Raw genomic sequence first — 16,948 nt, 5'->3', positions numbered from 1 at the left:
CGGCCCCCGTCGCGGCAGGCCGCGACTCCCCGTGGATAGTGTCGAACAGATGATGGTCACTCGGCGGCCTGCAGGCTCAGGTCGGCGATCGGCTGGTAGCTTTCCGCGCGCTCCCTGGCGTGCTCGGCCCAGGGGTCCTTCTGGTAGATCGTCTGGGAGAGCTCGAAGCGCTCGATCAGGGCCTTGCGGTTCTCCAGGTTGTCGATCACGCGTTCCCGGACCCAGTCCAGCCCGACCTTGGCGATCCACTTGTAGGGCCGGTCGAGGTATTTCGCGTGCTCGCGGTAGAGCTGGTAGAAGGCGACCGTGATGTCGATGGCCTCCTGCTCGGTGGGGACCTGTGCCAGTGCATCGGTCTGGCGCACGTCCATTCCGGCCGCGCCGCCGACGCCGATCTGGTAGCCGCTGTCGACGCAGACCACGCCCAGGTCCTTGCAGGTGGCCTCGGCGCAGTTGCGCGGGCAGCCGGAGACGGCGAGCTTGAACTTGTGCGGCGACCAGGCGCCCCAGAGCTTCTTTTCCAGCTTGATGCCAAGGCCGGAGCTGTCCTGCGTGCCGAAGCGGCAGTGGTCCTTGCCGACACAGGTCTTCACCGTGCGCAGGCCCTTGGAATAGGCGTGACCGGAGACCATTCCGGCCTTGTTCAGGTCAGCCCAGATCGCGGGCAGGTCCTCGCCGCGGACACCCAGCAGGTCGATCCGCTGACCGCCGGTGACGTGGATGGTCGGCACGTTGTACTTGTCCGCCGCATCCGCGATGGCGCGGAGCTCGTCGCTGGTCGTCATGCCGCCGAACATGCGCGGGACGACGGAGAAGGTGCCGTCCTTCTGGATGTTGGCGTGCTTGCGCTCGTTGATGAAGCGCGACTGCGGGTCGTCCTGGTACTCCAGCGGCCAGTCGGCGAGCAGGTAGTAGTTGATCGCCGGACGACAGGTATGGCAGCCGTCCTTCGTCTTCCAGCCGAGCTCCTGCCAGACGGCGGCCTGGCTCTTGAGTTCCTGGCTCTTGATCAGGCGGCGAACGTCCTCGTGGCTGTGCTCGGTGCAGCCGCAGATCGACTGCGCGGCCGGGATGACGAATTCGTCGCCGAGGGTCACGCCCAGCACCTGCTCGACGAGCCCGGTGCAGGTGCCGCAGGAACCGCTGGCCTTGGTGGTGGAGCGCACGGCGGCAAGGTCGGTTGCGCCGTTCGTGATGGCGGCGACGATGTCGCCCTTGGAGACGCCGTTGCAGCCGCAGATTTCCGCGTCATCCGGCAAGGCTGCAACGGCCGCCATAGGGTCCAGGGGGGTGCCCCCCTGGAAGGCAGGCCCGAAAATGAGAGTCTCGCGCATCTCCGAGACGTCCTCGGCGTCCTTGATGAGGCCGAAAAACCAGCTGCTGTCGGCGGTGTCGCCGTACATGACCGCGCCGATCAGGCGGTTGTCCTTCAACACCAGGCGCTTGTAGACGCCACGGGCCGGGTCGCGGAAGACGATGTCCTCGCGGTCCTCTCCGGCGGCGAAATCGCCCGCCGAAAACAGGTCGCAGCCGGTGACCTTGAGCTTGGTGGACACCTCCTTGTTGACGAACTGCGCAGGGTCGCCTGCGAGTGTCTTCGCCACCACCTTGGCCTGATCGTAGAGAGGTGCCACGAGGCCGAAGAGCGCGCCGTCATGCTCCACGCATTCGCCGATGGCCAGCACGTCGGGGTCGGAGGTGATCATCTGGTCGTCCACGTGGATGCCGCGCCCAACGGCCAGCCCGGCCTCCTTCGCCAGCCCGGTGTTCGGGCGGATGCCTACGGCCATCACCAGCAGGTCGCAGGGCAGTTCGGTGCCGTCGTCGAGCAGCAGCGCGCGGACGCGACCGTCCTGCCCAAGTATCTCCCTGGAATTGGCAGAGCAGCGAACCTCGATGCCGCGGTCGACCAGCGCCTTGCGGAGCAGGTAGCCGGCGGCCTCGTCGAGCTGGCGCTCCATCAGGTGGCCCATAAGGTGCACCACCGTCACCTGCATGCCGCGCATCCGCAGGCCCGCGGCGGCCTCAAGCCCCAGCAGGCCGCCGCCGATCACCACGGCGCGGGCGCCGGGCGTGCCGGCGGCGTCGATCATGGCGTTGGTGTCCTCGAGGTCGCGATAGGCGATCACCCCGTCGAGATCATGGCCGGGCAGCGGGATGATGAAGGGGGCAGAGCCGGTGGCCACGAGCAGCTTGTCGTAGGCCACCGGCACGCCATCCTCCCCGGAGACGGTCTTGGCGGCAGTGTCGATCGCGGTGACCTTCTCGCCGAAGCGGCAGGTGACGCCGTGATCTGCGTACCAGGCATCGTCATGAGTGACGATTTCCTCGTAGGTCTTCTCGCCCGAGAGCACCGGCGAGAGCATGATGCGGTTGTAGTTGCCGCGCGGTTCGGCGTTGAAGAGCGTGACCTTCCACGCGTCCGGTTCGGCCTCGAAGAGGTGCTCCAGGGCTCGTCCGGAGGCCATGCCGGCCCCGATCACGACGAGGTGTTTCTGCGACTGGCTCATGCTGCGGCTCCTTCGCCATAGGCGGCATCGATCATCACGCCGGAGAGGATCGCGTAGGCCTCTTCCCAGGCCTCGCGGGTTTCTAGGGTGAATGCGTCTCCGAGCCCGGCTTCCAGGGTCTGGAGCAGGGCAGCGCCTACCGGCTCGTAATGGGCCGCGGAAACGCCGTAGGCGACGTGATCCACGGCGAGTTTCTGCGCCGCGGGCACGATGGTCTCGAGATGGTTCAGCCCGTTCACGACCGTACCGAGCATCGCCATCAGCTTGGCGCCCTGTTCGGTCATGTCGCCATTGAAGAGTGGCTTCACCTCGGGGGCGATCTCGAACAGGCGGTCATAGAAGATGCGTGCGGCGTCGTCCCGGATCGGCAGGACCTGCGCGAAGCTGTCTCGGATGAGGGAAATCTGGGTGTCGTTCATGGCGCGGCTCCCGGATGGTTTCAGTTGTACCAGGCGACGATGTGGGACAGCTCGCCGCGTTGGTGGATCGGCAGGGCGACCATGCTGTCGTAGCCTGCGGGCAGGCCGGCGGAGCTGCCGGCGACGAGCGGAACGCCGTTGCCGAGCACCTGGCCGATGCGGCCCTGCCAGGCGGTGGCGCGGCGGGGCGCGTCCTCGTTCCAGAGCTTTCCCTCGCGGGCGCAGATGCCGTCGATCAGGACGGCCTCGTTGGCCCGTCCGACCCTCGCTGCGCGGGCGTCCCAGATCTCGAACCGCCGCGCGATCGGCGTGCCGCGGGCGGACAGGAGGGTCAGCACGAAGGTCGCGCCGCCCGGCACCGGAACGGGAAGGCCGAGGCCCGTGGTCAACCCGGCCTTGCCGGCGCTCTCCGAGCGGATGAACTTGTAGCCCGAGCCGAGGTCGCGCATCAGGATCGGCGTCTCCGACGACCAGACTGCCCCCGGCAGCCCCCGGCCGCGCGGGAAATGGGTGTGCTTGGAGACCCATTCGAAATGCTTCGCCGCGCCGTAGTAGCCATCGTCGAGCATCAGGGCCTCGTCCTTCGCCCGCCAGACCTCGATCGCGCCGGTGCGAACCTCGTCATCGGCGCAGAGCGTGACGAGCACCGCCTTGAGCGTGTCGCCGGCAAACACCGGGATCGCGACGGCGCTGGTCAGGCCGGCCGCCAGCGCGGCCTCGGTGCGCTGGAAGTAGGAGCCTTCGAAGCCCTTGAGCACCACCGGCCGCGCCTCGGCCCAGGCCTTGCCGGGCAGGCCCTCGCCCTTGCCGAAACTGACCGGTTCGGAGGCCTGGGCGAAGCTCTCGAGCCCGCCGTAATTGCCCGCGCCGAGCACAAGCCGGTCGCCTTCCGGCACCCAGACTTCCGTCACCTCGATGAAGGTGCGCGTGGGCGTGTCGACCACGAGATCCATCACGCGGCTTCCTTCTTGGTGGGCGTCGCCGGGGCCGGCGCCGGAGCGGGTTCCGCCTTGGCGGTCTTGCCATGCTTGCCGTGCTCGTACTCCTCGAGGAAGTTCAGCACCTGCTCGCGGTAGAGGTAGTAGTCTGGGTGCTCCAGCAGCGCCTTGCGGGTGCGCGGGCGGGGCAGGTCCACGTCGACAATCTTGCCGATGGTCGCCTGCGGGCCGTTGGTCATCATCACCACGCGATCGGCCAGCAGGATCGCCTCGTCGACGTCATGGGTGACGCAGATCGCGGTGACCTTGGTGCGGGACCAGACCTCCATGAGCACCTCCTGCAATTCCCAGCGGGTGAGGCTGTCGAGCATCCCGAAGGGCTCGTCGAGCAGCAGCAGCTTGGGGCTGAGGGCGAAGGCGCGAGCGATGCCGACGCGCTGCTTCATGCCGTTGGAAAGCGCCTGGGCGGGCTTGTCCATGCTGTCGGCGAGGCCCACGCGCTCCAGGTAGTAATCCACGATGTCTTGGCGCTCGGCCCGCGAGGCGCGGGGATAGACCCGGTCCACGCCCACGGCGCAGTTCTCCCGCGCGGTCAGCCAGGGAAAGAGCGAGGGCGACTGGAACACCACCGCGCGCTCCGGGTCGGCGTCCACGACGGCACGGCCGTCGAGGTTGATGACCCCCTTGGAGACCTCGTTCAGCCCGGCCGCCATGGTCAGAACCGTGGACTTGCCGCAACCCGAATGCCCGATCAGCGAGATGAACTCACCCTTGTCGAGCTTCAGGTTGAAATCCTCCACCACCGTCAGTGGTCCTTTGGGCGTGGGATAGATCTTGTGGAGCTGCGAGAACTCCAGGTACTTGTCGATCCGGCTCGACCCGGCGGCCTCGGCCTGCGCCTTGGGCAGCGGCTCGTTGTGGATCGCGGTCACGTTCGGCAGCAGCTTGAGCCCCTCGGCCCGGGCCTCGATGCCGACGTCCATCAGGTAGGTGGTGATCGCGCCGCGCAGCTGCTTGAACCCCTCGTGGTGGTTCATCTCGCCGCGTTCGCGCGGGCGGGGGATGTCGACGCGGAATTCCTGGCCGAGCGTCCCGTCGGGGTTGAGCGCGATGATCCGGTCGGCGAGCACGATGGCCTCGTCGACGTCGTTGGTGATCAGCACGCAGGTCTTGCGGTCGGCTTCCCAGATGTGCTCGATCTCGTCGGCCAGGTTGGCGCGGGTCAGCGCGTCGAGCGCCGAGAGCGGCTCGTCGAGCAGCAGGACCTCCGGCGACATGGCGAGCGCGCGGGCCACGTTCACCCGCTGGCGCATGCCCCCCGACAACTCGGCGGGCCGACGCGTGGTGGCATGGGAGAGGCCGACCATCTTCACGTACTTGTCGACCAGCGCCTCCTTCTCGGCCCGGGGCATCCTGGGGAAGACCGTGTCCACCGCCAGGCGCACGTTGCCGGTCACCGTCAGCCAGGGCATCAGCGAGTAGTTCTGAAAGATCACGCCACGCTCGCGGCCCGGGCCGGTGATCGGCGCGCCCTTGAAGGTGACCGCGCCGCTGGTGGGCTGCTCGAGGCCCGCCATCAGGTTGATCAGCGTCGTCTTGCCGGTGCCGGAGAAGCCGAGAAGGACGAGGAACTCGCCATCCTCCACCTCGAGATCGATGTTCTTCAGAACATCCGTCTTCGCGGTGCCTTCGCCGAAGGACTTGGAGACGTTGTCGAACTTGAGAATGCTCATCTGGATCACCGGTTGTTGGAGAAGGTGAAGAGCGACTGGAGCGCGAACATCAGGCGATCGAGCAGGAAGCCGATGATGCCGATGGTGAAAACCGCGAACATGATCTTGGCGAGCGACTGGCTAGAGCCGTTTTGAAACTCATCCCAGACGAACTTGCCGAGGCCCGGGTTCTGCGCGAGCATCTCGGCCGCGATCAGCACCATCCAGCCGACCCCGAGCGACAGGCGCAGGCCGGTGAAGATCAGCGGCAGGGCGGAGGGCAGCACGAGCTTGGTGATCTTGGTCCAGGTGTTCATCTTGAGCACCTTGGAGACGTTGATCAGGTCCTTGTCGATCGAGGCCACGCCAAGGGCGGTGTTGATCAGCGTGGGCCAGAGCGAGCAGAGCGTCACGGTGATCGCCGAGATCAGGAAGGACTTGGTGAAGAGCCCGTCATTTGTGGTGTAGGTGGCCGAGACGATCATGGTGACGATCGGCAGCCAGGCCAGCGGCGAGACCGGCTTGAAGATCTGGATGATCGGATTCAGTGCGGCGTCGCCCACCCGTGAGAGACCGGCAAGGATGCCGAGGGGCACCGCAACCACCGTGGCCAGCAGGAAGCCGAAGAAGACGGTCTGGATCGAGGTCCAGATCTGGTCGTAGTAGGTCGGCTTGCCGGTATAGTCGCGCCACTTGACCTTGTCGGACTTGCCGCTGGCTTCCAGCTTGGCGTTGCGCTCTTCCTGGCGCTGGTAGAAATCGGCTTCCTTCTGGTTCTCGCGCTGCGCATCGGCATGCAGGTTCTCGACCTGCTCCCAGACCTGGGCCGGGCCGGGCACGGCGCCGAGCGAGGTCTGGACCTTCGGCGCGAGGTTGGCCCAGACGGCGAGGAAGCAGCAGATGGCGAGCACCGGCACGCCGAGCAGCAGCCAGACTTCCTTGAGCTGCGCCTTCGGGTTGTCGCCGGCGGCGGCCTTGAGGAGCGGTGTCATGAAGGACAGGCCGAGGACCTTGAACCAGGAATCGGCCTTGTTGATGCGGGTGAAGAGCCTGGCCTTGCGGGCTTCCCTTGCCTCGGCGGCGCTCAGGCTGTCGGGGTCGATGGCGGTCATGTCGAGCGGTCCTCAGGATGATTTGGGGGTCGGGATGGCGGGGCCGGCGCTCGCTCTTCGAGCATCGCCCCGCCCGCCATCCCGAGATTGGTGGGCCGTGGTGCGTGGCGGCAGGTTGGCGTCAGCCCTGCACCTCGTTGCCCACGACCTTCTGCTCGCCCTTCAGACCGATCGGCAGGCTCTCGAGGTAGGCGTTAGGCTGGCGGCCGTCGTAGGGGATCCCGTCAATGATGTCCTCGGCCGGGGTCGGGGCCTTGTAGCCATCGGTGTCGAAGTCGAACATGTCGCGGGTGGCAAGGCCGTCATCGATCAGCGATTCCGCGGCGGCCAAGTAGATCTCGGGCTTGTAGACCGACTTGGCGACCTCGTCGTACCAGCTATCCGGCTTGGCCTCGGCGATCTGGCCCCAGCGGCGCATCTGGGTCAGGTACCAGATGGCGTCGGAGTAGTAGGGGTAGGTCGCGTTGTAGCGGAAGAACACGTTGAAATCGGGGACCTCGCGCTTGTCGCCCTTCTCGTACTCGAACGTGCCGGTCATGGAGTTGGCGATCACGTCATAGTCGGCGCCGACATATTCGGAGCGCGACAGGATCTCCACCGCTTCTGGACGGTTGGCGTTGTCGTTCTCGTCGAGCCACATGGCGGCGCGGATCAGCGCCTTGGTGATGGCGATGGTGGTGTTCGGGTTCTCTTCCTGGAAGGCGGCCGAGAGGCCGAAGACCTTTTCCGGGTTGTTCTTCCAGAGCTCGTAATCGGTGATGACAGGCACGCCGATGCCCTTGAACACCGCCTGCTGGTTCCAGGGCTCGCCCACGCAGTAGCCATAGATCGTGCCGGCTTCCATCGTGGCGGGCATCTGCGGCGGGGGCGTCACGGAGAGCAGCACTTCAGCGTCGATCTGCCCGGTCACGTCCTCGGGGGAGTAGTAACCCGGCTTGATGCCGCCGGCGGCGAGCCAGTAGCGCAGCTCGTAGTTATGGGTGGAGACCGGGAAGACCATGCCCATATTGAAGGGCTTGCCCTGGTCGGCGAACTGGTCGACGACCGGTTTCAGGGCGGAGGCCGGGATCGGGTGGACCGGCTTGCCGTCGGCGTCGTGTTCAACGTGTTCCTTCATCATGGCCCAGATCTCGTTGGAGACGGTGATGCCGTTGCCGTTAAGGTCCATCGAGAAGGGGGTGATGATGTGGGCTTCTGTGCCGAATCCGATGGTCGCGGCAAGCGGCTGTCCGGCGAGCATGTGGGCGCCGTCGAGCTGGCCTCCGATCACGCCGTCAAGCAGCACCTTCCAGTTGGCTTGGGCTTCGAGGGTGACGAAAAGGCCTTCATCCTCGAAATAGCCTTTCTCGTAGGCCACGGCGAGCGGCGCCATGTCGGTCAACTTGATGAAGCCGAAGGTTAGCTCGTCCTTCTCCACATCCAGCATCTCGGCCAGGGCAGGCGTTGTAAGGGCGGTGGTGGCGGCAAGGGCCAGGCTCAGGATACGTGTCATTGCGTCTGCGTCCTCGTCTGTCGGTGGCGCGTTTCTGGGAGAGTAAGGGCGCCGGAAATCAAAAAAGCCGCGTGATCCGAATCCGCACCAATGCAGGCACGAAACGATTCAAGCGGCTTTGCTCGGATGACCCACGTCGTCGGGGTGCGGTGTCTGGGAACGCCCTTGTTCCGTTGACGCTCTCAGTAATGCTGCGATTGCGAGGTCGGTCAACGTGCAGATGCAGAAAAGCGGCCGCCGCGCGCGGTCGACCCGTGTCGGGGCCGCGTTCTGCACGCATTTTGGGCGCTAGTCGGCAGATGGGTCAAAAACGCGACCGTCGAAGAATCCATCGGGCGGCAGAATCAGCGTGCCGGTCTGCGAGGCGACTTCGGTCGGCACATGGAGGGCGCCTTCCAGTTTTTCGGAGGCACCGGGCAGGTCGGCAGAGGTGCCCGCCAGCGCGGCGCGGTAGAGATCGGTGCGAAACACCTGCCGGGCGGCACGGTCGGCGGCGGCGCGGTCAAGACCGGTCCGCGCCGCGAGACGGCCGGCGATCCAGCTCGCCTGACTGCGCCAAGGAAAGCCGCCGGCGCCGGCGTGAAACAGCAGAAAGCCGTCGGTGCGGCGGATCTCGCCGCGGGGAGAGATCGTCTGCACGCCCGTGAGCGACCGCTCCAGAAGCTCGGCGTTCAGGTTGAGGTATTCCGGCCGGGCAAGCAGCTCCGAGGCGGTGACGTGGTTGTCCCGGTCCGCCAGCCAGCGCCCGGCGCGCCACATGGCGCGGATCAGCCGGGCGGCGAGGTCGGGGTTGGCTTCGGCCCAGTCGTGGCGCACGGCCAGCACCTTCTCGGGGGCGAATCGCCAGATGCTGGTGGTGGGCAGCAGGAGTTCGGCAACGCCGTCATCGACGGCCGCGGCGCCCCAGGGCGCGCCGACGCAAAAGGCATCGATATCACCAGCGGCCAGCGCCTCGGCCATCAAGGGCGGCGGCACGGTATGAACATCGAGCGCCTGCGGCGCTTCCAGGCCGAGCGCACCGAGCCAGTAATAAAGCAACTCGGCATGCATCGAGAATGGGAAGGGCACGCCGATCCGCAGCCGCTCGCCGGCTGCTGCGATCAGGGCGCGCCCGGCGCTCTCGGCATCGGCGAAGTCGAACGGATGGCCCGCGGCCCGCATCCGCTCCGCCAGCGCGAGGGAGACACCGACGACATTGCCATTGGCCGAGAGAACGCAGAGCGCGTCGAGGCGGGTGGGCATGCCGCCGAGCCCGAGCGCCATCGCAACCGGCACCGGGGCCAGCATGTGCGCGCCCTCGATCTGTCCGAGCGCTACGAGGTCGCGCAGGGTAGACCAGGACGGGGAGGGGCGCAGGTCGAGCGACAGCCCTTCCTGTTCGGCAAAGCCGATCTCGCGGGCGACGATCAGCGGGGCGGCATCCACGAGCGGGATGTAGCCAAGGGTCAGCCGCACCACGCTCACGACAAAAGCCCCGCCGCCGTCACCAGCGCCTCGGCCACCTCGGCGACCTTCTTGCCCTGGTCCATCGCGGTCTTTCGCAGAAGCGCATAGGCGGCGTCCTCGTCGAGGCCGCGCGCCTTCATCAGCAGGCCTTTGGCGCGGTCGATGATCTTGCGCTCCTCCAGGGCCCGCTTGGTTGCCGCCAGTTCGGCGCGCATCCGCTGGAACATGTGAAAACGGGTGATCGCGGCGTCGAGCACGGGCTTGATCCGCCCCGGCGACATGCCGTCGACGACATAGGCCGAGACGCCGGCCTCGATCGCGGCGCGGGTCAGGCTGTCGTCGGAGCGGTCGACGAACATCGCCACCGGCCGCTCCATCGGCGAAGAGGCGAGCGTCAGCTCTTCCAGCATGTCGCGCGAGGGGCTGCTCACGTCGACCAGAACCACATCCGGGTTGCGCTCGGAGATCCGCCGGGCGAGGCCGGTCTGCTCCGAGATCACGATGATCTCGTGATTGCCCGCCGCGCGGAGCGAATCCACGATGAGCAGGGCCCGTTCACGGTCCTTTTCGACGACAACTATGGATAGGCGATCGGACATTTGGGTCTCACGGGCTGCCCGGGATCTTTCGGGGATCAGCCTGAGCAGGGCAACTGCGGCCTTCCGGCAGACGCCCTGCGATTTGCATCATGCTCGATTTTTGGGCGCTTTGTGCGCCGCTGCGCCGTCTACTTGCGCGCGTCGCGGCACCAGGAGAGTAACGTGTCGCCGTCGCAGGCGACTTCCTCGGCAAGTCCGCCCGCAAAGTCGAGAAAGGCCGGCAGGTTGGCTGCGGTTGTGCCGACCACGGCGGGGACGTCCTGCATGAGCGCCGTGGCGATCAGGTCGCGAAATCCGCGGCCGTCGCCCTCGTGCTTGCCGAACTTGTTGGCGATGAAGACATCCGCCCCCTCGGCCAGCCGCTCCGCAGCCCGTTGCACCGACAGCTCGAGGCTCCCGGTGTCGAGGCGGCAGCCCGAAGCCCCGGGGCCAAGTGTTTGCGAGATGCAGACACGCGGGCCGTCGGGTAGGATCAGCAGATCCATGGCGCATTTGCTGCCGGTGTCGGCGTCCCGGTTGATCTGCACCGCGCCCACGGGGCGCATACCTTCGGCCTGAAGCGCCGAGGCCAGCCAGTTCAGAGTGGCGTTCATCCGGCCGGGAACGTCGGACATGGTGTAGGCGAGTTTCATCGTGCATCCCGCGTGGTTCAGAACGATTGCCTAGCACGAGTGGCGGGTCTGCGCGAGATGTCGCTGCGTCACGCCGGGATCTGCCGGCTTGCCTGTGGAAGGGCGGCCGGGGAAACTCCGGGTCAGGGGGCGCGGGAGGAGACGACATGGCGAGGATTGTGCTGGTGCACGGAGCCTGGGGGCAGGCGGCCGGCTGGTCGGATGTTGTGGAGGCCCTGAGGCGGCTCGGTCACCTCGTGGAAGCGGTGGATCTGCCGGGCCATGGGTCGGATCCGGCGCCGCTTGGCAGGGTGACGCTCGACGATTGCGGGCGCGCGGTCGCGGCCGTGCTTGCAGAAGGGGAGCCGGCTGTACTGGTCGGCCATTCCATGGGCGGCATGGTGATTTCGGCCGCCGCGGAGCGGGCGCCTGAAGCGATCCGTCAGTTGGTCTACCTCGCCGCCTTCCTGCCGCGCGATGGCGACTCGCTCACTGCGCTCAAGCGGCGCGAGCCGGAGACGATCGGGCCGGCAATCCGGCGCGGACCCGAGTCGGGAACCACGGTGCTGGACCCGGATGTCGCCGCCGAAATCCTGTTTCAGGACGCGAACCCGGCGCAGCGCGAGCGGGGGCTGGCGCTGCTGGGTGCAGAGTCGAACGCTGTTCAGACCGATCCGGTCTCGCTCACGGCGCGGCGTTTCGGATCGGTTCCGCGAAGCTATGTCGTCTGCACCGAAGATCGGACCGTAACATCATGGTTGCAATGGAGAATGGCCTCAGAAAGTCCATGCCGGGCGTTGCGGGAGCTCGACTGCGGACATTTTCCGCAGCTCACGCGAGCCGAGGAACTGGCGGGTATCCTCTCGGAGCTTGCAGAAGATCAGCCATATCTGGAGAAAGGCGCGGCAATATATTGATCAGGAAAACATTTCTTCCACCAGAAGCCGCGCTGCTCGCTCGACAGGCGCGCTCAACCCTTCGCCGGGGTCGAACCGCTGCCCCTCGATCCCGATCAGCAGCAGTCGTGGCGGCAGGCAGCCGAGAGCGCGGGCGGTTTCGACGGCTTCTCCGACTCCGATCCGGTGGGTGGAGTGGCGGAATATTTCCACTGGAACCGGGGCTTTGGTGGCATCTATTCGCGTGATGGTTCCGGCCGCGCGGCCGCTCTGGGTCGCGTCGAAAACGACGATGTCGGAATGAGTGTCAAAGGGCTCTATCAATGCCATGCCGTCGCCCGCGTGAACCAGAGTGTTCGCCCCGAGGGCAGCCAATGCTTCCGCGATCCGAGGCCCGACACCGTCGTCGTGCCGCATGGGATTTCCGACACCGATATAGAAGCGCTTGACGCGACTAGCCACGGTCCACCTTCAGTTTCAGGAAATGGGTGGCGCAGGAGATGCAGGGATCGTAATTCCGGATCGTCTGTTCGCAGCGATGCCGGAGCGCGTCGTCGTCGAGGTCGACATTGGCCTGAGCCACGCGCACAAGGTCGGCTTCGATCTGCGGCTGGTTTTGAGAGGTTGGCGGCACGATGGTCGCTTCAAGGATGATGCCGTCCCCGTCCGTGCGGTATCGGTGGTGGCAGATTCCCCGCGGTGCCTCGGTGCAGCCCTCGCCGACGCCGGCCACGGGACACATATCCATCGCCGCCGGATCGGGAGGGACATAGCCACGGGCCATCCGCAGCGCTTCTTCGCAGGCATATTGGGTCTCTACCATACGCACAAGGATAGAGCGGAACGGGTTTCTTTCAATTGTCCCGAGCCCGCAAAGCGCTGCCGTTTCCTTCGCAGTCTCAGAGAGTTGAACGTAGTTGTTCGCATAGCGGGCGAGCGGGCCGACCAGGTAGCGACGGCCGTCTCTCATGCGTCCATGCAGGGCGGTGGAATGCGCCACCTGGTCCTCGCAGAAATGGTCGTGGAAGGCGTCGACCGGGATGTCGAGGCCCTCGGAACTGCCTATGCGTCCTTCGAGGATCGGGTAGGTTTCCGGGTGGATCAGCGAAACAAAAAGGTAATCGCCGGTGTCTGCCGGAAAGTCGAAGCGGGCGAACTCCAGCGCCAGCGATCGGGCGGCGCCGACGCCCCATTCCAGTTCCGGGATCAGGGAGGCGATGGCCGCGGACTCCGGGGCCCGGAAGAAACCGCCAAGTCGTGTGTTGACCGGATGCACTGCACGGCCGCCAATCACCTCCATCAGCCGGCTGCCGAGCGCCTTGAGCCGCAGGGCCGTACGCACGGTGTCCGGCGCGACTTGGGCGATCTCGATGGCGTCGTTGAGGCCGAGGAAATCCGGCGCGTGCAGCATGGCGGCGTGCAGGACGTGGCTCTGGATCCACTCGCCGCAATAGATCATACGCCGCAGGGCGTGGATCTCCGGGCTGACGGTCACGCCCCATCCGGACTCCATGGCCTGGCAGGCACTCATCACATAGGCAACCGGGCAGATGCCGCAGATGCGCGCGGTGATGTCCGGGGCTTCGCTGGCCGCGCGGCCGCGCAGCAGCGCCTCGAAATAGCGTGGCGGCTCGAAGATGCGGAAAGCACAATGCGTGACGGTTCCGTCCCGGATCGTCAGGTCCAGCGTGCCTTCGCCCTCGACCCGGGTCAGCGCGTCGAGCGTGATCGTGCGTTCACTCATGGCGCGCGGCCTCTTCGGCGTTCGCCGGCGCGGCGGCGGCGAAGGAACGGTAGAGCGCGGTCAACTCGGCGCGCTTCAGGCCAAGCTCGGCGAGACGCTCTGAAAGGACAGCCGGCACCGCGCCCACGAGCGGTCCGAAACAGCCGTAGCAGCCGCGCCCGACCGCCGGGCAGAGCGCGCCGCAGCCCGCCGTGGTGACCGGCCCGATGCAGGGCGTGCCGTGGGCGACCAGCACGCAGGGATGGCCCGCGCGCTTGCACTCGAAACAGACAGGCTCCTCCGGCAGCCGCGGCTTTCGCCCCGACAGCAGTGCGGTGATCACCTCCAGAAGTTGGGCGCTCGAAATCGGACATCCATGGAGTTCGAGGTCCACCGCCACATGGTCGGAGATCGGTGTCGAGGTCGGCAGCACGTCGATGATCTCGGGGCGCGGATAGACCATTTCGGCAAAGGCGCCGGCATCTGCCATATTGCGCAGCGCCTGGATGCCGCCGGCGGTGGCGCAGGCGCCAATGGCGACCAGCAGGCGGGAGTTCTCGCGGATGTGGCGGATACGGGCGATGTCCTCGGCCGTAGTTATCGACCCTTCGACCAGCGACAGGTCCCAGGGCCCCTGCCGCATTGTGGAGCTGGCTTCCGCGAAATGGGCGATCTCGACCGCCTCGGCCAGTTCCAGCAGCAGATCGCCGCTTTCCAGCAGGGCAAGCTGGCAGCCGTCGCAACTGGCGAATTTCCAGACGGCGAGACGGAGGGGCGCGGTCATGGTCAGAGCTCCTTGATCGCAAGGCGCCGGTCTACGCGATCATACGGCAGAACCGGCCCGTCGCGGCAGACGAAATCGGGGCCCCACTGGCACCGCCCACAGCGGCCGATGGCGCATTTCATATTGCGCTCCATCGACAGCCAGATCCGGTCCCTCGGCACACCGGCGATGGCAAGATCCCGGGCCGTGAAGCGCATCATGATCTCCGGCCCGCAGACGAAGGCCGACACGCTCTCCGGGTCGTGCGGGCCGAGCGCGGCGCCCAGAAGCGTTGTTACCACGCCGACCCGTCCGGTCCAGCCGGCGTTCGCGTGATCGACGATGCGGAGCACGTCCATGCCGGGCTGGCGGGCCCAGCCGTCGACCTCGTCGCGGTAGAGCATCTGTTCCGGCCCGCGCGCACCGCATACCAGCGTCAGCGAGGCATAGCGTGTCTTCTCCCGCAGCGTCTGCAGGATCGCCGGCCGCAGGGGCGCAAGCCCGAGCCCGCCCGCGACGAAGAGCAGATGCCGCCCCGATTGCCGCCTGAGCGGCCAATGCGCGCCGAACGGCCCGCGCAGCCCCAGCATCCCGCCTGGATGTATCCGCGCCAGCGCCCGGCTGACCGCGCCGACCTCGCGGATCGTGTGGACCATCCAGCCGTGTTCGTGCGGATCGCCCGAGATCGAGATCGCCGCCTCTCCGATCCCGAAGGCGTAGAGCATGTTGAACTGCCCAGGCCGGTACAGCGGCATCGCATCCTCCACCGGCACGAGCGCCAGCGAGGCGACCCCGGGTTGCTCGTCGAACCGCTCGACCACGCGGAACCGCATCGGCAGCATCGGGTCGGGGAGGGGCAGGGTCATGGCCTCACCTGGGTCTTTCCGAATAGACGTCGAGGATCTGCAGTCGCTGGCTCCGGAACCTTTGCACGAGGTGCGGCAGCCAGTTCTGGAACAGGCGATATCCCATCTCGGGATGTGCATTGCACAGCGCCCGCACGCCGGCCGCATCCAGCCCGACCGCGCGGACGTCGGTCTGGGCGATCGCGTCCGACATCCGTCGGAACGGCGGCACCAGCCAGGCCCATCCCAGCATGTCGCCCGGATGCAGCGTCTCGATGATCACCGGAGGGCCGCCCGGAAGCGCGTTCTGTACCGCCACGTCACCCTCCAGCAGCAGGAAAACGGTGTCGGCCGGATCTTCCTCGTTGAAGATCGTGGTGCCGGCGGGATAGCGCTCCTCCCGGGCCCAGGTTGCCAGCCGTGCTCGTTCGGCGGCGGTGAACTGGTGGAAGTCCGGGTGATCGGCGAGAAGGGCTTCGATCTCTATGCGGGTCATGGGGGCGGGCTCAACCTCCTTTGGATGCGGGTTTTGGGGACGCTGGCTGCGCGATGGCCTCGGCAGCGGCGGTGAGGTCGATGCCGACCGGGCACCAGGCGATGCAGCGACCGCATCCGACGCAGCCCGAGGTGCCGAACTGATCGTACCACGTCGCGAGCTTGTGGGTCAGCCAATGGCGGTACCGCGACCGGACCGAGGTCCGGACGGGCCCCTCGTGCAGGAAGCTGAAGGCGGTGGCGAAGCAGCTGTCCCATACCTGCCAACGTTCGGCGTGTTTGCCCGACAGGTCGGTGGTGTCCTCGACATCGGTGCAGAAGCAGGTTGGGCAGACCAGCGTGCAGTTTCCACAGGCAAGGCACCGAGCGGCAAGCCGGTCCCATTCCGGATGGTCCGGGGCCTGCGCGATGTTCTGGGCCGCTGAGGGCGGTAGGCTGCGGCGCTGCATCCGGGCGGTTTTTTGAGAGATCGCACGGGCTTCCTCGATATCCTTCTCGCGCGCTTCTCTCGACGGCAGGCGCTCCAGGATGCCGACGCCACGTTGGGAGCCGGCCTCGACGAGAAGGCCGGTCTCGAGTTCGGTCAGTGCCAGGTCGAAACCGTGCTCTGCCCGTGGCCCGGTGCCCATCCCAGCACAGAAACAGGTCTCCACGGCCCGTGCGCATTGCACCACGACGCTCAGCATATGCCGCCGCCTGCGCATGTACTCGGTATCGGCCGCCCCCTCGGGGCCGAGCACCGCATCGAGCCGCTCGATGGCGGCCAGATCGCAGGGGCGGAGACCCATAAAGGCAACGTTCTCGGGATCGGGGAGTGGCGTTTCAAGGTCGAACGCGTCCCGCACCCGGGTCGCTTGCCATAGCTGCCGGCGCGGCGGGTACAGCCAGCGTTTCCAGCCGGATGCGGGCAGGGTGTAGTCAAACCAGCGTTCCGGCCGGCCCTCCTCGATCCGCACGTTTCCAGGCGAGGCCTGGTCGACCCGGCCGCGCGGCAGGTCGTTGGCCGACCGGATCGGTGCGAGCACGAGAGAACCGTTCCGTTCCACAGGCGCGATCACCTGCCAGCTTTCGTCCCTCAACGCGGCCACAAGAGGGGCCGGGGAGTCGATGATCGCGTAGGACCGCAATGCCATGCGCACCTCCCTTTGCGGGGCGGCCGCTCCGGGGCGCGGAGCCTCAACCGGCCAATGCCGGCTGCGCGAGCGACCTCTCCCGTCGTGGATGGTAACGCCGCGGACCGGGCGGACGTCATGATTCAGGTCAAACCCCCGAAGGACGCCGGAAAGATTGGTCCGTTCCGGCCGCACTTAAGCGATTTTTCATCGCTTGCCGCCAAGAGTGTCGCCAACGCCCCTGGCCGGCGGCTGGTTTTTGCCGGCCGCGAAGG

At 66.8% G+C, this 16,948-nt stretch carries 16 protein-coding genes; 1 reads left to right on the top strand and 15 read right to left on the bottom strand.

Annotation, left to right across the window (positions count from 1 at the left end):
* Positions 1-56: 56 nt before the first annotated feature.
* The 9 genes from nirB to ACFQ2S_RS17070 form a co-directional block, all read right to left on the bottom strand.
* A complete protein-coding gene (gene nirB / locus ACFQ2S_RS17110) occupies positions 57-2,510 on the bottom strand; it encodes a nitrite reductase large subunit NirB (RefSeq protein WP_386076305.1) in 2,454 nt (817 codons plus the stop codon).
* Entirely contained in the window at positions 2,507-2,929 is a 423-nt protein-coding gene (locus tag ACFQ2S_RS17105; RefSeq protein ID WP_386076303.1) for a globin family protein, read from the bottom strand. Before ACFQ2S_RS17105 ends, nirB begins: the two co-directional genes overlap by 4 nt.
* A 20-nt stretch (positions 2,930-2,949) precedes the next feature.
* Positions 2,950-3,882 (bottom strand): GAF domain-containing protein, encoded by a 933-nt coding sequence (locus ACFQ2S_RS17100; RefSeq protein WP_386076301.1) that lies wholly within the window; start codon positions 3,880-3,882, stop codon positions 2,950-2,952.
* On the bottom strand, positions 3,882-5,600 hold the full coding sequence (locus ACFQ2S_RS17095) for an ABC transporter ATP-binding protein (protein ID WP_386076299.1): 1,719 nt from the start codon (positions 5,598-5,600) through the stop codon (positions 3,882-3,884). The genes ACFQ2S_RS17100 and ACFQ2S_RS17095 overlap by 1 nt, the downstream gene beginning before the upstream one ends.
* A 5-nt stretch (positions 5,601-5,605) precedes the next feature.
* Positions 5,606-6,691, bottom strand: a complete 1,086-nt coding sequence (locus tag ACFQ2S_RS17090; protein WP_386076298.1) for an ABC transporter permease — start codon at positions 6,689-6,691, stop codon at positions 5,606-5,608.
* 121 nt (positions 6,692-6,812) lie between these two features.
* Positions 6,813-8,183, bottom strand: coding sequence for a CmpA/NrtA family ABC transporter substrate-binding protein (locus ACFQ2S_RS17085; RefSeq protein WP_386076296.1), 1,371 nt, complete (start codon positions 8,181-8,183; stop codon positions 6,813-6,815).
* A 288-nt stretch (positions 8,184-8,471) separates the two neighbouring features.
* Positions 8,472-9,647, bottom strand: a complete 1,176-nt coding sequence (locus ACFQ2S_RS17080) for a CmpA/NrtA family ABC transporter substrate-binding protein (RefSeq protein WP_386076293.1) — start codon at positions 9,645-9,647, stop codon at positions 8,472-8,474.
* The gene (locus ACFQ2S_RS17075) at positions 9,644-10,228 is read right to left on the bottom strand and encodes an ANTAR domain-containing response regulator (RefSeq protein WP_386076292.1); all 585 of its coding nucleotides are present in this window, start codon (positions 10,226-10,228) and stop codon (positions 9,644-9,646) included. The genes ACFQ2S_RS17080 and ACFQ2S_RS17075 overlap by 4 nt, the downstream gene beginning before the upstream one ends.
* Before the next feature lie 128 nt (positions 10,229-10,356).
* Entirely contained in the window at positions 10,357-10,860 is a 504-nt protein-coding gene (locus tag ACFQ2S_RS17070; protein WP_386076290.1) for a DUF2478 domain-containing protein, read from the bottom strand.
* A 146-nt stretch (positions 10,861-11,006) separates the two neighbouring features.
* Between ACFQ2S_RS17070 and ACFQ2S_RS17065 the strand changes: the two genes are divergently transcribed.
* Positions 11,007-11,756, top strand: coding sequence for an alpha/beta fold hydrolase (locus ACFQ2S_RS17065; protein ID WP_386076289.1), 750 nt, complete (start codon positions 11,007-11,009; stop codon positions 11,754-11,756).
* On the opposite strand, the gene ACFQ2S_RS17060 is transcribed toward ACFQ2S_RS17065, so the two are convergent.
* From ACFQ2S_RS17060 to ACFQ2S_RS17035, 6 genes are read right to left on the bottom strand one after another with little or no spacing between them, the layout of a single operon-like run.
* Complete coding sequence (locus ACFQ2S_RS17060; protein ID WP_386076287.1) at positions 11,757-12,197, bottom strand: hydrogenase maturation protease; 441 nt, start codon at positions 12,195-12,197, stop codon at positions 11,757-11,759. It lies immediately after the preceding gene.
* Positions 12,190-13,479 carry a Ni/Fe hydrogenase subunit alpha gene (locus ACFQ2S_RS17055; RefSeq protein ID WP_386076286.1) on the bottom strand — a complete coding sequence of 430 codons (1,290 nt, stop codon included), beginning with the start codon at positions 13,477-13,479 and terminating at the stop codon, positions 12,190-12,192. The genes ACFQ2S_RS17060 and ACFQ2S_RS17055 overlap by 8 nt, the downstream gene beginning before the upstream one ends.
* The gene (locus ACFQ2S_RS17050; RefSeq protein ID WP_386076285.1) at positions 13,472-14,242 is read right to left on the bottom strand and encodes an NADH-quinone oxidoreductase subunit B family protein; all 771 of its coding nucleotides are present in this window, start codon (positions 14,240-14,242) and stop codon (positions 13,472-13,474) included. Before ACFQ2S_RS17050 ends, ACFQ2S_RS17055 begins: the two co-directional genes overlap by 8 nt.
* 2 nt (positions 14,243-14,244) lie before the next feature.
* Entirely contained in the window at positions 14,245-15,087 is an 843-nt protein-coding gene (locus ACFQ2S_RS17045) for an FAD/NAD(P)-binding protein (RefSeq protein ID WP_386076283.1), read from the bottom strand.
* A gap of 4 nt (positions 15,088-15,091) precedes the next feature.
* The gene (locus ACFQ2S_RS17040) at positions 15,092-15,562 is read right to left on the bottom strand and encodes a cyclic nucleotide-binding domain-containing protein (protein WP_386076281.1); all 471 of its coding nucleotides are present in this window, start codon (positions 15,560-15,562) and stop codon (positions 15,092-15,094) included.
* A 10-nt stretch (positions 15,563-15,572) separates the two neighbouring features.
* The gene (locus tag ACFQ2S_RS17035) at positions 15,573-16,694 is read right to left on the bottom strand and encodes a 4Fe-4S dicluster domain-containing protein (RefSeq protein WP_386076280.1); all 1,122 of its coding nucleotides are present in this window, start codon (positions 16,692-16,694) and stop codon (positions 15,573-15,575) included.
* Between the last annotated feature and the right edge of the window lie 254 nt (positions 16,695-16,948).

It is taken from the genome of Tropicimonas aquimaris (genome assembly GCF_042676185.1).
GTDB lineage: Bacteria > Pseudomonadota > Alphaproteobacteria > Rhodobacterales > Rhodobacteraceae > Tropicimonas > Tropicimonas aquimaris.
This window is presented reverse-complemented; position numbering and strand designations above follow the sequence as displayed.

What these genes read in the sequence shown, in the direction of transcription:
- nirB (WP_386076305.1), bottom strand. Translation starts at nt 2,510, where the DNA reads ATGAGCCAGTCGCAGAAACACCTCGTCGTGATCGGGGCCGGCATGGCC.
- ACFQ2S_RS17105 (WP_386076303.1), bottom strand. Translation starts at nt 2,929, where the DNA reads ATGAACGACACCCAGATTTCCCTCATCCGAGACAGCTTCGCGCAGGTC.
- ACFQ2S_RS17100 (WP_386076301.1), bottom strand. Translation starts at nt 3,882, where the DNA reads ATGGATCTCGTGGTCGACACGCCCACGCGCACCTTCATCGAGGTGACG.
- ACFQ2S_RS17095 (WP_386076299.1), bottom strand. Translation starts at nt 5,600, where the DNA reads ATGAGCATTCTCAAGTTCGACAACGTCTCCAAGTCCTTCGGCGAAGGC.
- ACFQ2S_RS17090 (WP_386076298.1), bottom strand. Translation starts at nt 6,691, where the DNA reads ATGACCGCCATCGACCCCGACAGCCTGAGCGCCGCCGAGGCAAGGGAA.
- ACFQ2S_RS17085 (WP_386076296.1), bottom strand. Translation starts at nt 8,183, where the DNA reads ATGACACGTATCCTGAGCCTGGCCCTTGCCGCCACCACCGCCCTTACA.
- ACFQ2S_RS17075 (WP_386076292.1), bottom strand. Translation starts at nt 10,228, where the DNA reads ATGTCCGATCGCCTATCCATAGTTGTCGTCGAAAAGGACCGTGAACGG.
- ACFQ2S_RS17070 (WP_386076290.1), bottom strand. Translation starts at nt 10,860, where the DNA reads ATGAAACTCGCCTACACCATGTCCGACGTTCCCGGCCGGATGAACGCC.
- ACFQ2S_RS17065 (WP_386076289.1), top strand. Translation starts at nt 11,007, where the DNA reads ATGGCGAGGATTGTGCTGGTGCACGGAGCCTGGGGGCAGGCGGCCGGC.
- ACFQ2S_RS17055 (WP_386076286.1), bottom strand. Translation starts at nt 13,479, where the DNA reads ATGAGTGAACGCACGATCACGCTCGACGCGCTGACCCGGGTCGAGGGC.
- ACFQ2S_RS17050 (WP_386076285.1), bottom strand. Translation starts at nt 14,242, where the DNA reads ATGACCGCGCCCCTCCGTCTCGCCGTCTGGAAATTCGCCAGTTGCGAC.
- ACFQ2S_RS17045 (WP_386076283.1), bottom strand. Translation starts at nt 15,087, where the DNA reads ATGACCCTGCCCCTCCCCGACCCGATGCTGCCGATGCGGTTCCGCGTG.
- ACFQ2S_RS17040 (WP_386076281.1), bottom strand. Translation starts at nt 15,562, where the DNA reads ATGACCCGCATAGAGATCGAAGCCCTTCTCGCCGATCACCCGGACTTC.
- ACFQ2S_RS17035 (WP_386076280.1), bottom strand. Translation starts at nt 16,694, where the DNA reads ATGGCATTGCGGTCCTACGCGATCATCGACTCCCCGGCCCCTCTTGTG.